We start from the raw sequence: 14,566 nt of genomic DNA on the forward strand, positions 1-14,566 counted from the left end.
TGATCTGAGACGGCAATATTGCCATATGGACAACTCCAGCGGGGTCGGCGTTCTCGACAAGGCAGCGCTGGTCCTGACCGCGCTCGAGTCGGGGCCGGCGACGCTCGCCGGGCTGGTGGCCGGCACGGGCCTCGCCCGCCCCACCGCCCACCGGCTGGCCGTCGCGCTCGAGCACCACCGGCTCGTCGCCCGCGACATGCAGGGACGCTTCGTCCTCGGACCGCGCCTGGCCGAGCTGTCGGCCGCCGCAGGCGAGGACCGCCTGCTCGCCACCGCCGGACCGGTGCTGGCGAGGCTGCGCGACATCACCGGCGAGTCCGCGCAGCTCTGGCGGCGCCAGGGCGAGCACCGCGTCTGCGTGGCCGCCGCCGAGCGCCCCTCCGGCCTGCGCGACACGATCCCCGTCGGCTCGCAGCTGACCATGCGCGCGGGCTCCGCGGCGCAGGTGCTGCTGGCCTGGGAGGACCCCGAGCGCATGCACCGCGGCCTGCAGAACGCCGCCTTCTCCGCCGCCGCCCTCTCCGGCATCCGGCGCCGTGGCTGGGCGCAGTCCGTCGGCGAGCGCGAGCAGGGCGTCGCCTCGGTGTCGGCCCCGGTCCGCTCCCCCGGCGGCAAGATCATCGCGGCCGTGTCGGTGTCCGGCCCGCTGGAGCGGCTCTCCCGCCAGCCCGGCCGCATGCACGCTCCCGCCGTGCTCGCCGCCGCGGAGCGGCTCTCCGAGTCGCTACGCCGCGCCGCGGCGGAATAGTCCCTCAGAACAAGGCATCCTGCTCGAGCTCGAGCAGGGTCTGCTTGCGGGCGATGCCGCCGGCGTAGCCGGTGAGCGTGCCGTTGGCGCCGATGACGCGGTGGCACGGGATGACGATCGGGATCGGGTTGCTGCCGTTGGCCAGGCCGACCGCACGCGACGCGGCGTTGGTGCGGCCGAGCTGCGCGGCGATCTGCCCGTAGGACGCGGTCTGGCCGTAGGGGATGCCCGTCAGCTGCTGCCACACCAGCTGCTGGAAGGCCGTGCCCACCGGCGAGAGCGGCAGGTCGAACTCCTTGAGGTCGCGCTCGAAGTACGCCGTGAGCTGGCGCACGGTCTCGACGAGCACGGGGTGCGCGTCGTCGCGCGGGCCGCGCACGCGCCCGTCCGCGGAGGCGAACGGCGAGAACTCGATCGCCGTGACCGCGCCGGCCTGCTCGACGATCCGCAGCTCGCCGATGGGTGAGTCCATGGTCGTCCACATGTCAGTTCTCCTCGTTCGGGTCGGTCGTGGGAGCCGGAGCGACGGCCGGCATCAGGGTGTTCCACAGGTGCATGAGGGCGTAGGAGCGCCAGGGCCGCCACGCGTCGGTGGCCGCCACGACGGCGACCGGGTCGTGACCCAGTCCCCGCAGGGCGTTGCGCACGCCGAGGTCGGTCGGCAGGAAGACGTCGGGGTGGCCGAGCGCGCGCATCGCGACGTAGTCGGCGGTCCAGGGGCCGATGCCCGGCAGGGCGAGCAGCGCGTCGCGCACGGTGTCGCGGTCGGGCCCGCGGTCCAGCGCCACCCTGCCCTCGGCGAGAGCACCGGCCAGGCCGACGAGGGCGCGGCCCCGCGCCCGCGGCATCGGCAGGGTCTCCGGATCCACCCCGGCCAGCGTCGCGGCGTCGGGGAACAGGTGCGTCAGCCCCGAGATGTCGGAGTCGACCGTCCGACCGTGGGCCGCCACCATCCGCCCGGCCACGGTGCACGCGCCGACGACGCTGACCTGCTGGCCGATCACGGTGCGGACGGCGACCTCGTCGCCGTCGACCTGCCCGGGCACCCGGAGCCCGGGCAGCGCGGCCACCAGCGGGCCGACCACGGGGTCGTCGTCGAAGTGGGCGCCCACCGCCAGCGGGTCGCAGTCGGCGTCGACGAGCCGACGGGCACGCTCCACCGCGGCTGCGGTGTCGCGCAGGTCGTGCAGCGCGAACGTCGCCGTGACGAACGCCGTCTCCCCCGGCTCCAGCGCGTCGTCGACGTCGAGACGCACCGTGCCGGGGCCGTGCGGCAGGTCGAGCGTCCGCGCGTACCAGCCCGGTCCGGCGACCTCGACGCCCGGCACCAGGTGGTAGGCCAGGAAGGCGAGCAGCGCCCGGCCCGCGAACGGCGTGCGGACCGCCAGCCGCATCGTGACGGTGCCGGTCGTCGATCGACCGCCGCGCCGGCCACGCAGGTCTGTGGGTGAGCCGGCGTAGACCTCGCGCACGGTCTCGTTGAACTGACGGACGCTGGAGAAGCCGGCGGCGAACGCGATGTCGGCGTAGGAGAGGTCCGTGGTCTCGATGAGCACTCGCGCGGTCTGGGCGCGCTTGGCCCGCGCGAGCGCCAGGGGCCCGGCTCCCAGCTCGGCGACGAGCAGCCGCGACAGGTGCCGCGGCGTGTAGCCGACGCGGCGGGCAAGCCCCTCGACGCCCTCGCGGTCGACCACGCCGTCGGCGATCAGGCGCATGGCGCGACCCGCGGCGGTGGCCGCGATGTCCCAGTCGGGGCTGCCCGGTGTCGCGTCCGGGAGGCAGCGCTTGCAGGCGCGGAAGCCCGCGGCCTGTGCCGCGGCGGGGCTGGGGTGGAAGGTCACGTTGACGAAGGCCGGCGTCCGCGCCGGACACGACGGGCGGCAGTAGATGCCGGTCGTGCGCACGGCGGTGTAGAAGATGCCGTCGAAGCGACGGTCGCGCGACCTCACGGCGCGGTAGCAGGACTCCGCGTCCCATCGCTCCCTCGTCTGCATGCGTCCATCATGACCCACGCGCACGGCCGTGACTGGCGGGAATCGGACACCAGGACGACGCACCTCCGGTCGCGACGACTTGCGGCGTTCGTCCGCGCGCCAACCAGGGGTTTGGGAGGATGGACGGGTGGCCGACGACCGAACGCCGCCGGCCGACGAGCCGGTGACCCCGACGACGCATCGGACGATGCATCGCACCCACCGACGCACGGTCGTCCGGGTGGTCCTGGTGACGCACCTCGTCCTCGCGCTGCTCACCGGCGTCGGCGTCGCGGTGGCCTACCACCAGCTCAACGGCAACATCGAGGCGCTGCCCGCGATCCCCGAGGAGGTCGACCGACCCGACGCCGTCGAGGTGGAGGGTCCCAAGCAGCCCATCAACATCCTGGTCATGGGGTCCGACACCCGCAGCGGCGCCGGCAACCAGATCGACGGCGAGTCGGGCGCGGAGGGCTCGGACACCACGATCCTGCTGCACATCTCGGCGGATCGTCAGGACGCGTACGGCGTGAGCCTGCCCCGCGACGCCCTGGTCGACCGCCCCGAGTGCGTGATGCCCGGAGGCAAGAAGGTCGCGGGCGAGAAGCTCGCGATGTTCAACGAGGCGTTCACGGTGGGCGGACCCCTGTGCACGGTGCAGATGGTCGAGAAGCTCACCGACGTCCGCATCGACCACCAGGTCGTCGTCGACTTCAACGGCTTCAAGGGCATGGTCGACGCGGTCAACGGCGTCGAGGTCTGCATCCCCAAGGACGTCGACGACGACGAGCACGACATCCACTTCGACGCCGGCACCCAGACGCTGACCGGCCGCCAGGCCCTCAACTACGTCCGGGAGCGCTACGTCCTGTCCGTCACCGGCGACGTCGGACGCATGAAGCGCCAGCAGGCCTTCATCGCCTCGATGATCAACAAGGTCGTCTCGGGTGGCACGCTCTCGCGGCCCGACCGCGTCTACAACTTCCTGGACGCGGCTACCGGATCGCTCCAGCTCGACGAGGAGCTGGCCAACCTGCCCGCACTCGTCGACCTCGCGATGGACCTGCGCTCGACCGGGCTCGACGACATCAAGTTCGTGACCGTGCCGTTCGCGGAGTACGAGCCCGATCCCAACCGGCTCGTGTGGACCGACAAGGCCGACGACCTGTGGAAGCGGATCCGCAACGACCGCCCGCTGGGTCGCGAGTTCGACGGCGGCAGCGTCAGCGCCAGCGACCCCGTCGGGACCCCGAGCGGCACGCCGTCGCAGCCGAGCACGGACGCCCCCTCCACGCCGGAGCAGACCGAGCGGGCCGAGGCCGAGGCCGAGGCTCGAGTCCAGGCCGGGCTCTGCGCGTGAGCGCCTGACCCTTCCGCCGGGCCCCACGCGTGTGGTAGGCCGAGACATGGACACCGCCACGCTTCTCCGTGAGCTCGAGCCGACCGTCGAGGCCAACCTCAACCGGCACCTGGGGGTGGCCCAGGAGTGGATGCCCCACGAGTACGTGCCGTGGGCGGAGGGTCGCAACTTCGCGCTCCTCGACGGCGATCCGTGGTCGGTGGAGCAGTCGACGCTCTCGCCCATCGCGCGCACGGCGTTGGAGGTCAACCTCCTCACCGAGGACAACCTGCCCAGCTACCACCGGGAGGTCGAGCGCGCCTTCGGCCGCGAGAGCGCCTGGGGCGAGTGGGTCAACCGCTGGACCGCCGAGGAGGGACGCCACGCGTTCTGCATCCGCGACTACCTGCTCGTCACCCGCGGCGTCGATCCCGACGAGCTGGAGCGAGCGCGCATGCAGACGATGGAGGCCGGCTTCGACTCGGGCGAGAAGGCGCTGCTCAACGTGTGCGCCTACGTGTCGTTCCAGGAGCTCGCCACCCGGGTCTCGCACCGCAACACCGGCCGGGTGACCCAGGACCCGGTCGCGGAGCGGCTCCTGACCCGCGTGGCCAAGGACGAGAACCTCCACATGGTCTTCTACCGCAACATCGTCGAGGCCGCGCTGCAGCTGGCGCCCGGCCCCACGATGCGGGCGATCACCGACGAGGTCGTCGGCTTCCAGATGCCCGGCTCGGTCATCCCCGGCTTCGCCCGCAAGGCCGTCCAGATGGCGCGTGCGGGCATCTACGACCTGCGCATCCACCACGACGACATCGTCATGCCGCTGGTGCGCCAGTGGGGCCTGCTCGACCTGGAGGGGCTGGACGAGGAGGGCGAGCGCGCGCGGGAGGAGCTCGTCGGCGCGATCGCGGCCCTCGACGAGCAGGCCACCCGGTTCGTCGAGCAGCGCGAGGCCGCCGCCGCCAAGCGCGCGGCACGACAGGGCTGACCGCCGAACGACACGGGGAAATGAGCAGAGGCCCCGCCCTGCTGGGCGGAGCCTCTGCCTGCTGTACCCCCGACCGGATTCGAACCGGCGCTACCGCCGTGAGAGGGCGGCGTGCTAGGCCGCTACACAACGGGGGCCAACGTGGTGCTGATCGTGCTGCGCCAGACTATCCAAAGCTGATCTGCCGCACAAAATCCCGGTCTCCACCAGGATCTTGGCTGGGATACTAGGACTCGAACCTAGAATAACTGGACCAGAACCAGTCGTGTTGCCAATTACACCATATCCCATGGTTTTACTACGGTTCGGCTCCTTCGTTCCTGCTTCAGGAGCCGACGAGAAACCTTACACGCGAGGCTCGACGGGTTCCAAAACGCCCTGCTCCCGCACCGTCCTGACCCCCATCGCGCGGGACACCCAGACGGCCAGACCGAGGTAGACGAGCGACTGCGTCAGGGTCGTGGGAAGGCTCCACCACGTGCCGCCGGTGGGGTTGAGCGCCGAGGTCATGTCGCCGTAGGCCAGGGCCACGCCGAACGCCAGCCAGTTGTTGAGCACGTGCATCGCGATGCCCGCCTCGAGCCCGCCGGTGAGGATCACCAGAGCCCCGGCCACGAGCCCGAACGCCAGCCGGTCGACGAAGATCGGCGGGTCCTGGACGCCGTGCGCCAGCGCGAACAGCAGCGCCGGCACGACGACTGCGACCGCCATCGCCAGCCGCGGGTCGCGGAAGACCCCGCCGAGGGCCTGGGTGAGGTAGCCGCGGAACGCGTACTCCTCCCCCGCCGCCTGGAGCGGCGTGAGCAGCAGGATCACCAGGAGGAAGTCGCGGGTCTGGCGGGTGAAGTCGTTGAGCTCACCGCTGGTCTCGACGGCCGGCGCCGGCACGACCGTGCCGACGACGACGGTGGCCACCAGCGCCAGCATGGCCAGGGCGAAGCAGACGGCCAGCCAGCCCCAGCGGATGCGGCCGACGACCGATGCCAGCCAGCCGGGGCTCATGCGGTGCACGAGCCACGCCACGAGCCAGACCGCCGGGATCGTCACCGCCCAGCCGAGGTTGATGACGGCGAGGTACGACGGCAGCACCGGGCCGACGCCCGAGAGCTGGTCGAACACGTCCTCGGCCGGGGTGCCGCGGGTGACGATGACGAGGACCGCCACCGCGACCGTGACGATCACCTGGAGCACGAGGACCAGCGCGAGCACCGCGACGACGCCCACCAGCGGGCGCCACCAGGACCAGCGGGCGCCCCGCTGGAGCTGGTGGTAGGCCAGCGAGGACATCAGGCCAGCGCGCCCTGCAGGCGGGCCAGGCTGCGCTCCCGCCCCAGCAGCTCCATCGACTCGAAGAGCGGCGGCGAGACCCGGCGACCGGTGACGGCCACGCGCACGGGACCGAAGGCCACCCGCGGCTTGAGCGCCAGCCCCTCGATCAGCGCCGACTGCAGGGCCTCCTGGATCGACGCGGTCGACCACTCGCGGAGCTCGACGACCGCGTCGTACGACGCCTGGACGATGCGCCGACCGTCGTCGTCGAGCAGCTTCGCGGCGTCGGCGGGGTCGCGGGTGAAGTCGGCCTCGTCGACGAAGAGGAAGCCGAGCATGTCCACGGCCTCGGTGAGCTTGTTGATGCGCTCGGCCACCAGCGGCATCGCCAGCTCGAGCAGCTGGGCGTCGGCGTCGGAGACCGGGTCGGAGACGACGCCGGCGGACTTGAGGAACGGCAGCGCACGGTGGGTGACGTCCTCCACCGACAGCAGGCGCATGTGGGAGGCGTTGATCGCGTCGGCCTTCTTGAGGTCGAAGCGCGCGGGGTTGGGGTTGACGTCGCCGATGTCGAACGCCGCCACCATCTCCTCGAGCGTGAAGACGTCGCGGTCGCCGGAGATCGCCCATCCGAGCAGGGCGACGTAGTTGAGCAGCCCCTCGGGCAGGAAGCCGGCGTCGCGGTAACCCAGGGCGTTGGCCTCGGGGTCGCGCTTCGAGAGCTTCTTGTTGCCCTGGCCCATGACGTAGGGCAGGTGACCGAACTGCGGGGCGCCGATGCCGATGCCGACGTCCTGGAGGGCGGCGTAGAGCGGGATCTGTCGCGGCGTGCTGGACAGCAGGTCCTCACCGCGCAGGACGTGCGTGATCTCCATCAACGCATCGTCCACAGGGTTGACCAGCGTGTAGAGCGGGTCGCCGTTGGCGCGGGCCAGCGCGTAGTCGGGCACGTGGTCGGAGTGGAAGGAGATCCGGCCACGCACCAGGTCGTCGAAGGCGACCTCGCCGTCCGGCATCCGGAAGCGCACGACGGCCGCACGCCCCTCGGCCTCGAACGCCGCGACCTGCTCGGCGTCGAGGTCGCGGCAGAACCCGTCGTAGCCCATCAGCTTGGAGCCGGACGCCTTGCGGCGCGCCTCGACCTCGTCGTTGGTGCAGAAGCAGCGGTAGGTGTGGCCGGCGGCGGTCAGCCGCTCGAGGGCGTCGCGGTAGAGGTGGCTCCGCTCGGACTGGCGGTAGGGCCCGTGGGGGCCGCCGACGACCGGGCCCTCGTCCCAGTCGAGGCCCAGCCACGCGAAGAGGTCGAGCAGGGCGTCGTAGGACTCCTGGGTGTTGCGCGCGACGTCGGTGTCCTCGATGCGGAAGACGAACGTGCCGCCGTGGTGGCGCGCGAAGGCCCAGTTGTAGAGGGCGGTGCGGACCAGGCCGACGTGGGGGCTGCCGGTCGGCGAGGGCGCCATCCGGACGCGGACGGCGGAGGGGGCGGGAGTCTCGGTCATCGGGTGGCCACCTTGTTCGTGAGGGTGCCGAGGCCGGCGATCGAGATCTCGACCTCGTCGTCGACCTGCATGGGACCGACGCCCTCGGGGGTGCCGGTGAGGATGACGTCGCCGGGCAGCAGCGTCATGACGCTGGAGACGTGGGCGATCAGCGCCGGGATGTCGAAGATCATGTCGGCGGTCGAGCCGTCCTGCACGACCTCGCCGTTGAGGTGCGTCTGCACGCGGACCCCGTCGATGAAGTGCTGAGGGTCCAGGTCGGTCTCGATCCACGGGCCCAGCGGGCAGAACGAGTCGAAGCCCTTGGCCCGGGTGAACTGACCGTCGGAGCGCTGCAGGTCGCGGGCGGTCACGTCGTTGGCGATCGTGTAGCCGTGGATGACGTCGGTCGCCTGCTCGGGCGGAACGTCGCGGCAGATCCGTCCGATCACGACGGCGAGCTCGCCCTCGTAGTGCAGGTCCTGCGTCTGGCGCGGGTAGTAGATCGGGTCGCCCGGCCCCACCACGCTGGTGTTGGGCTTGAGGAACATCAACGGCTCGCTGGGCACGTCGTTGCCCATCTCGGCCGCGTGCGCCGCGTAGTTGCGCCCGATGCCGACGACCTTGCTGCGCGGCAGCACGGGCGCCAGCAGGCGCACGTCGGAGAGCCGGTGCTCCTGGTCGAGCAGCTTGATGCCGACGTACAGCGGGTCGCCGGCGATCGCCACGACGACGCTGTCCTCGGCGGGCTGGCCGAACTCGTCGACCTCGCCCGTGACCACGCCGTAGGACGGCTCCGAACCGGTGGTGAACCTCGCGATACGCACGTCCCGACCCTAGCCGCCGTGCGTGACAGACCTACCCTTGGTGCGTGATGACCGACGTGCTCGACGAGGCGACGTGGCGCGCCCGGGCGGTCGCCCACGCCGAGCGGGTCGACGCGTTCGTGCGGCCGCACCTCGAGCGTCGCGGAGCCAGCGTCAAGCACCCGGTGCACGACTTCCTCTTCACCTACTACTCCCAGCGCCCCGCCCAGCTGCGCCGCTGGCACCCGGGCTTCGGTGTAGGGCTGGCGGACGCGCCGGAGTACGACGGCCTCAAGGGCTACGCCGACGGCACGGTCACCGCCGAGCACGTCGTCTCCCAGCGACCGCTGGTCGAGTCGATCCACGCGCTGCTCACCGCGACGGCGGGCCGCCCGGCCAACTTCGGGTGCTTCGGCATGCACGAGTGGGCGATGGTCTACCGCCTGGCCGAGGACGAGACCCGTCACGCCGACTGGCCGCTGCGACTCGGGGCCGAGGGCACCGACCGCGTCGTGGAGTCGCACAAGGTGGCGTGCTCGCACTTCGACGCGTTCCGCTTCTTCACGCCGCGGGCCCGTCCGCTGAACACCCTCTCCCCCGGCCGCGACGACCGCCCGTCGTTCGAGCAGCCGGCCTGCCTGCACGCCGGCATGGACCTCTACAAGCACGCCTTCCGACTGACTCCGATGATCAGCTCCGACCTGGTCGCCGACTGCTTCGAGCTGGCCCGCGACATCCGCGAGCTCGACATGCGCGCCGCGCCGTACGACCTCGCCGACCTGGGCTTCGAGCCCGTCCGCATCGAGACCCCCGAAGGCAAGGCCGCCTACGTCGAGGCGCAGCGCCGCTTCGCCGAGCGCGGGGCGCCGCTGCGCGCGCGGCTCGGCGACGCGTGCGAGGGACTGCTGGTCGCAGAGGATCGCCTCCATGCCCGTTGACCCGAGCGCCCAGCCCACGGCGGGGCAGGCCCTGTTCGGCGTCGCCGTCTGGCTCGCCCTCGCCGTCTTCTTCGTCACGGCGATGGCGGGCGAGCCGACCGGCAACCGCGTCTTCCTCGTCATCTCAGCCGTTGTGTGCGTCGGCTTCGCTACCTGGCGAAGCGTCTGGTGGGCGCGGGTGGTCCGGCAGCGCCGGTGATCGAGCAGCGAAGGGCCGTCAAGGACTAGGCGCCCTGGCCCTGCCTCCCTCACCGGGTCTCGACGGGCGTTCGTCGCTGGCGCTCCTCTCTGCTCGACCACCGAGGCTCGTCGCTGGCGCTCCTCACTGCTCGACCGGGGCGTAGCGCACGGCGATGGTGCGGACGGCCTCGTCGACCACCTCGGCCACGCGTGCCGGCGCGACGTCCCAGCCCGGCACGAGGAGCGTCGGCCAGAAGACGTAGTTGGAGATCATGCCCAGGAAGTGCGTGGCGGCGAGGTCGACGTCGTCAACCTGCAGGTTCCCCGCGTCGCGCTCGCTCTGCAGGTAGCGGCGCACGGACTCGAAGTACGGCATCTTCCCGTGCGAGAACTGCGCCTGCGCCAGTTCCGGGAAGCGCGGCAGCTCGGCGATCACGATCCGGAAGAGGTCGGTCATCTGGGGCCGGTCCAGCAGCTCGGCGTAGCGGCGCCCGAGCGTGCCCAGTCCCTCGACGACGTTCCCCGCCGGGGGCGGATCGCCCTCGTCGGCGACCGACCACGACTCGGTCACGATGGCGTCGAACAGGGCGGCCTTGGTCGGGAACTGCTTGAAGAGCGTGGCCCGCGAGACCCCCGAGCGCTCCGCGATCCTCGCCAGCGACGTGCGGTCGTAGCCCAGCTCCAGGAAGAGCGCGGTGGCCGCCGCGACGATCACCGCCCGCTTCTCCTCGGCGACGCGCTGGTGGTACGCCGACGGCACGGGAGTCATGGCCCGGAGCATACGAGGTGAGTGGCTTGACTCACCACGCGCAGCAACCTACGGTCAGGTGGTGAGTCGCCCGACTCACCATCAGACTCGATCCAACGGACCACCTTCATGACCCGCTTCGAAGGCCAGACCGTGCTCGTCACCGGAGGTACCGGCGGCCAGGGCTCCAGCCACGTCCGCGCATTCCACGCCGAGGGCGCCCAGGTCGTGATCGGCGACATCGACGCCGCCAGCGGCGCCGCCCTCGCCGACGAGCTCGGCGTCCGCGCTCGGTTCGTCCGGCTCGACGTGACCGATGAGAGCTCCTGGGCCTCGGCCGTCGCCGCAGCGGAGAGCACCTTCGGCAGGCTCGACGTGCTCGTCAACAACGCCGGCGTCCAGAACCCCCCGGCGCCGATCGAGAGCACCGACCAAGCCACGTGGTCGCGCATCCTCGACATCAACCTCACCGGCACGTTCCTCGGCATCAAGACCGCCACGCCTGCCCTCCGCCGCGCGGCGGGGGGCGCCATCGTCAACATCTCCTCCACGATGGGCCTGGGCGGCACCGCCCACTACGCGCCGTACGTCGCCAGCAAGTGGGCCGTGCGGGGACTCACCCAGACCGCGGCGCTCGAGCTCGGCCGGGACCGTATCCGCGTCAACACCATCCACCCCGGCGTGATCGCGACCCCCTTCATCTCGGAGCCGGCCGCCGGCGCCAGCGCCGCCATCGCGGACTTCTACTCCCCCGAGCCCTTCGCCATCCCCCGGCTCGGAGAGCCGGACGACGTCACCCGACTGCTGCTGTTCCTCACGTCGGCGGAGGCGTCCTTCATCACGGGCGCGGAGTACGTCGTGGACGGCGGGCTCCTCCTGGGCCCCGCCCTCCAGGCGCCAGCGGCATGAGCACGTCGCACCTGCCCGACAGCATCCGGCGAGCCCTCGAGATCACCCCGGCCGCGGGCACGAGGGAGCGGATCGTCGACATCACGACGCGAGGACGTCGTACGGGCCGGCCGAGACGCCTCGAGATCTTCTTCTACCGCGCTGGGGGCGAGATCTACCTGTGCAGCGGGGCGGGCGGGGCCGCGACCGACTGGCACGCGAACCTGCTGACGAACCCCGACTTCACCTTCCACCTCAAGAACGGGATCCGCGCGGACCTGCCCGCCCGCGCGACGCCGGTCACCGACGCCCGGGAGCGCGAGGCCGTGCTGGCCGACATCGTCGCCGACCTCAACCAACCGCACGACCCGGGCACGATCCGGCCGACGCGGCTCGAGGACTGGGCGCAGAGCCGGCTGATGCGCGTCAGCTTCGATGCCGGCGACGGAGAGGCAAGGGCCGGAAGGGCCTGAGCGATCGTCGAGATCCCCGGGGTCCTGCCTCCCTCACCGGGTCTCGACGGACGCTCGTCGCTGACGCTCCTCACTGCTCGACCACCGGCTGCCGTGCCGACGCTCCTCACTGCTCGACCACCGGCTGCCGTGCCGACGCTCCTCACTGGTCGACCACCGGGGGGTGCTTGCGGCTACTGTGCGCGGGTGCGGCAGCGTTCTCTCGAGACGGCGAACCGGTGCGTGACACCGGCAAGCCTCCCCGGGGCTACCCCGGGGGCCACCGGAATGTTCGGGCACGGCACCGCGCGCGCATCGCTGCGCTCCGCTGCAGGTCGGCGCGCGCACGACGGGACAGGTCGAGCAGCGCTGCCGCACACCCCCACGTCCACCGTCCACCCCATGCCGTGAGGAGCGACCTGGCCCGGGCGCTCGCAGCCGGGTTCCTGGGGGGCGAGTGGACGCCGACCGGGCTCGTCGCGAGCGGAGCGGCCGTGCTCGGCCGCAAGCCCCGGTGGCTGAAGCCGCTGGCCAACCAGACGCTGGCGCTCTACCCGCGGCCGCCGTACGACCGGCCGCGCGAGCTGGCGACCAACGTCCGCACCCGCCCCGCGGCGAAGAAGGCGCTGGCCGCCCACCCCGTCGTCGTGCAGCCGATGCCCGGCACCCGCATGCTCAGCAACCGCTGGCGGCTGCCCGAGCTCCACGACCCCGCCGACCTTGCCGAGCTCGTGGGCATCACGACCTCCGAGCTCGACTGGTTCGCGGACCCGCGGCGGCTGGCGCGCTCCGCCGGCGACGTGCCGCTCCAGCACTACCGGGTCAGCCACCGGACGGCGGCGAGTGGTGGGATCCGCGTGCTCGAGGCCCCGAAGCCACGACTGCGGCGGATCCAGCGACAGCTCCTGGACGAGGTCGCGTCCCTCATCCCGCCGCACGACGCCGCGCGTGGCTTCCGGCCGGGCGGCTCGGTGCGGTCCTACGCCGCACCGCACGCGGGGCGGCCCGTGGTCATCCGGCTGGACCTGGAGGCGTTCTTCGCCAGCGTCACGGTGTCGCGGGTCTACGGGATCTGGCGCTCGGCGGGCTACCCCGAGCCGGTCGCCCACCTCCTGGCCGGGCTCGTCACCAGCGTCCTGCCGCGGTCCGCGTGGCGAGCGGTCCCGCGCCCGGCCGACGAGTGGCTCCTGGACGCCCACTGGCGGCTGGGCCGGCGACTGGCCGCCCCCCACCTCCCGCAGGGCGCACCCACCTCCCCCGCGATGGCCAACCTGGCGGCGTTCGGGCTGGACGTGAGACTGACCGCGCTCGCCCGTTCCTGGGGCGGTCGCTACACCAGGTACGCCGACGACCTGGCGTTCTCGGGCGCCGCCGGCTGGGGCAGCGGCACGTCGCGGCTCCTCGACGCCGTCGAGACGATCGTGCGCGACGAAGGCTTCACGCTCAACGCGCGCAAGACCGGGGTGATGCCGCGCGGCGGCCGCCAGACGCTCGGGGGGCTCGTCGTCAACGAGCGACCGCGGGTCTCGCGCCACGACGTGGACCTCCTGCGCGCCATCCTCCACAACTGCCACCGCCACGGACCCAGCACGCAGAACCGCCACGACGTCCCCGCCTTCGAGGAGCACCTGCGCGGCCGCATCGCGTGGGTCGCCCAGCACGACCCGGTGCGCGGCGCGCGCCTGCTGGCCGTGCACGAGTCCGTCGACTGGAGCCGCTAAAAGGTTGCACTCGTTGGTTGAGGAGGTTGCGCAGCAACCGCCTCGAAACCACCGACGTCCGAGCATCGAGCTCGTCACTGCTCGGCCAGCGAAGGGGCTGGTAGTCAGTAGCGGGCGTGCCGGCCGGGACGCGTCGGTCCGGTGAGAGGGCGGCGTAGTGGGTCGACGAGTCCGGTGACGATGCAGAGGACAGCGACGCCGACGAGGGCCCACCAGGCCGATGCGCCCCTCCGGTACGACGAAGAGTCGCCCCACTCGTCGAGGTACTGCGCCGCGACGACCGCCACCAGGCCGACGCCCACGACGACGTACATGCCGATCTTCTGCAAGCGTCGCCGGTCGGCGCAGCGTTGAAGCGGATCCATCTAGGGCTGGACCGCTTCCATGACGAGCTCCACCGTGAGGAACTCACTCCCGACCCGCCATCCATAGTCGTAGCTGACGGTGGTCCCCTTGATGGTGATGGCGCCCGGCCGCGTCGGCGTCACCGCCATGACGAGCTGCTGTCGGGGCGTGGCATTGAGCGTCATGCGCTGACCCTGGGCCGGGACGAGCTCGCTGCACTGCTCCTCGATGTCACTCTTCCTGACGGATCCGACGCCTCCCACCCCGCTGCTGGGGTCGACGGTGCAGAGGAGGTACTCCACACGCACTGCTGCTTCATCCTTGAGGATGTCTGCTTCGATCTCACGGATCTCGATGTCGCCGCGGAGGTCCGTCTCCTCCTCGGCGACGCCGAGGTAGATGGCCTCACCGACCGGCCAGTCATCGTCCACCGCGCTTCCGCCGCCGGCCACGAACACGTCCGCGCCAGTGCGCCAGTGCCACAGTCCCGCCACCAGGCCGCAGGTCAGGACCAACGCCACGCCGGCCACCACGGCGCGCGTAGCCCCTCGTCGCTGAGGCATCGGAGTCACGGGCGCGGCGTCCGTCTGCAGGGTCATGGCGCGAACACTGTCACCGCTCGTCTGTCGGCGTGGGCATTCGTCTGATCGTGTGTGCGCGACCTCGAGCTCGACAGGCCCGGGACCTTGA

16 protein-coding genes and 2 tRNA genes are annotated in these 14,566 nt (G+C 71.9%); 8 read left to right on the plus strand and 10 right to left on the minus strand.

Going from position 1 to position 14,566, the window contains the following annotated elements:
- Positions 1-25 precede the first annotated feature (25 nt).
- Positions 26-748, plus strand: coding sequence for an IclR family transcriptional regulator (locus IRQ30_RS07450; RefSeq protein ID WP_091021586.1), 723 nt, complete (start codon positions 26-28; stop codon positions 746-748).
- Between the two features lie 4 nt (positions 749-752).
- Here the strand turns inward: IRQ30_RS07450 and IRQ30_RS07455 are convergent, their stop codons facing one another.
- Together IRQ30_RS07455 and IRQ30_RS07460 are read right to left on the minus strand one after the other, a co-directional pair.
- The gene (locus IRQ30_RS07455; RefSeq protein ID WP_193612312.1) at positions 753-1,232 is read right to left on the minus strand and encodes a methylated-DNA--[protein]-cysteine S-methyltransferase; all 480 of its coding nucleotides are present in this window, start codon (positions 1,230-1,232) and stop codon (positions 753-755) included.
- Position 1,233: 1 nt separating this feature from the next.
- Positions 1,234-2,742, minus strand: a complete 1,509-nt coding sequence (locus tag IRQ30_RS07460; protein ID WP_193612313.1) for a DNA-3-methyladenine glycosylase 2 family protein — start codon at positions 2,740-2,742, stop codon at positions 1,234-1,236.
- A 127-nt stretch (positions 2,743-2,869) separates the two neighbouring features.
- Here IRQ30_RS07460 and IRQ30_RS07465 point away from each other — a divergent pair, with 127 nt between their 5' ends.
- Together IRQ30_RS07465 and IRQ30_RS07470 are read left to right on the plus strand one after the other, a co-directional pair.
- Positions 2,870-4,081 (plus strand): LCP family glycopolymer transferase, encoded by a 1,212-nt coding sequence (locus IRQ30_RS07465; protein ID WP_193610631.1) that lies wholly within the window; start codon positions 2,870-2,872, stop codon positions 4,079-4,081.
- Positions 4,082-4,127: 46 nt separating this feature from the next.
- On the plus strand, positions 4,128-5,051 hold the full coding sequence (locus tag IRQ30_RS07470) for an acyl-ACP desaturase (protein ID WP_193610632.1): 924 nt from the start codon (positions 4,128-4,130) through the stop codon (positions 5,049-5,051).
- A gap of 64 nt (positions 5,052-5,115) precedes the next feature.
- Here the strand turns inward: IRQ30_RS07470 and IRQ30_RS07475 are convergent.
- From IRQ30_RS07475 to IRQ30_RS07495, 5 genes are all read right to left on the minus strand, one after another.
- Positions 5,116-5,188 (minus strand) — tRNA-Glu (locus IRQ30_RS07475).
- 78 nt (positions 5,189-5,266) lie between these two features.
- Positions 5,267-5,341 (minus strand) — tRNA-Gln (locus tag IRQ30_RS07480).
- Positions 5,342-5,396: 55 nt separating this feature from the next.
- Positions 5,397-6,338: a CPBP family intramembrane glutamic endopeptidase gene (locus IRQ30_RS07485; RefSeq protein ID WP_193612314.1), complete on the minus strand. Its 942-nt coding sequence runs from the start codon at positions 6,336-6,338 to the stop codon at positions 5,397-5,399.
- Entirely contained in the window at positions 6,338-7,819 is a 1,482-nt protein-coding gene (gene gltX, locus IRQ30_RS07490) for a glutamate--tRNA ligase (RefSeq protein ID WP_193612315.1), read from the minus strand. Before gltX ends, IRQ30_RS07485 begins: the two co-directional genes overlap by 1 nt.
- Positions 7,816-8,625, minus strand: coding sequence for a fumarylacetoacetate hydrolase family protein (locus IRQ30_RS07495; RefSeq protein ID WP_193612316.1), 810 nt, complete (start codon positions 8,623-8,625; stop codon positions 7,816-7,818). The genes gltX and IRQ30_RS07495 overlap by 4 nt, the downstream gene beginning before the upstream one ends.
- A 47-nt stretch (positions 8,626-8,672) precedes the next feature.
- Here IRQ30_RS07495 and IRQ30_RS07500 point away from each other — a divergent pair, with 47 nt between their 5' ends.
- Positions 8,673-9,542 (plus strand): 3-methyladenine DNA glycosylase, encoded by an 870-nt coding sequence (locus tag IRQ30_RS07500; protein ID WP_193612353.1) that lies wholly within the window; start codon positions 8,673-8,675, stop codon positions 9,540-9,542.
- Positions 9,532-9,741 (plus strand): hypothetical protein, encoded by a 210-nt coding sequence (locus IRQ30_RS07505; protein ID WP_193612317.1) that lies wholly within the window; start codon positions 9,532-9,534, stop codon positions 9,739-9,741. Before IRQ30_RS07500 ends, IRQ30_RS07505 begins: the two co-directional genes overlap by 11 nt.
- Positions 9,742-9,864: 123 nt before the next feature.
- Here the strand turns inward: IRQ30_RS07505 and IRQ30_RS07510 are convergent, their stop codons facing one another.
- Entirely contained in the window at positions 9,865-10,491 is a 627-nt protein-coding gene (locus IRQ30_RS07510) for a TetR/AcrR family transcriptional regulator (protein WP_193612318.1), read from the minus strand.
- Between the two features lie 108 nt (positions 10,492-10,599).
- Here IRQ30_RS07510 and IRQ30_RS07515 point away from each other — a divergent pair, with 108 nt between their 5' ends.
- The 3 genes from IRQ30_RS07515 (at position 10,600) to IRQ30_RS07525 (ending at position 13,531) form a co-directional block, all read left to right on the plus strand.
- The gene (locus IRQ30_RS07515) at positions 10,600-11,379 is read left to right on the plus strand and encodes a glucose 1-dehydrogenase (RefSeq protein WP_193612319.1); all 780 of its coding nucleotides are present in this window, start codon (positions 10,600-10,602) and stop codon (positions 11,377-11,379) included.
- Complete coding sequence (locus IRQ30_RS07520) at positions 11,376-11,831, plus strand: nitroreductase/quinone reductase family protein (protein WP_193612320.1); 456 nt, start codon at positions 11,376-11,378, stop codon at positions 11,829-11,831. Before IRQ30_RS07515 ends, IRQ30_RS07520 begins: the two co-directional genes overlap by 4 nt.
- A gap of 386 nt (positions 11,832-12,217) precedes the next feature.
- Entirely contained in the window at positions 12,218-13,531 is a 1,314-nt protein-coding gene (locus IRQ30_RS07525) for a reverse transcriptase domain-containing protein (RefSeq protein WP_193612321.1), read from the plus strand.
- A 104-nt stretch (positions 13,532-13,635) separates the two neighbouring features.
- Here IRQ30_RS07525 and IRQ30_RS07530 read toward each other — a convergent pair whose 3' ends face one another.
- Together IRQ30_RS07530 and IRQ30_RS07535 are read right to left on the minus strand one after the other, a co-directional pair.
- Positions 13,636-13,845, minus strand: coding sequence for a hypothetical protein (locus tag IRQ30_RS07530; RefSeq protein ID WP_193612322.1), 210 nt, complete (start codon positions 13,843-13,845; stop codon positions 13,636-13,638).
- 51 nt (positions 13,846-13,896) lie between these two features.
- On the minus strand, positions 13,897-14,475 hold the full coding sequence (locus IRQ30_RS07535; RefSeq protein WP_193612323.1) for a hypothetical protein: 579 nt from the start codon (positions 14,473-14,475) through the stop codon (positions 13,897-13,899).
- Positions 14,476-14,566 lie beyond the last annotated feature (91 nt).

The sequence above is a fragment of the Nocardioides lijunqiniae genome (assembly GCF_015024225.1).
GTDB lineage: Bacteria > Actinomycetota > Actinomycetes > Propionibacteriales > Nocardioidaceae > Nocardioides > Nocardioides lijunqiniae.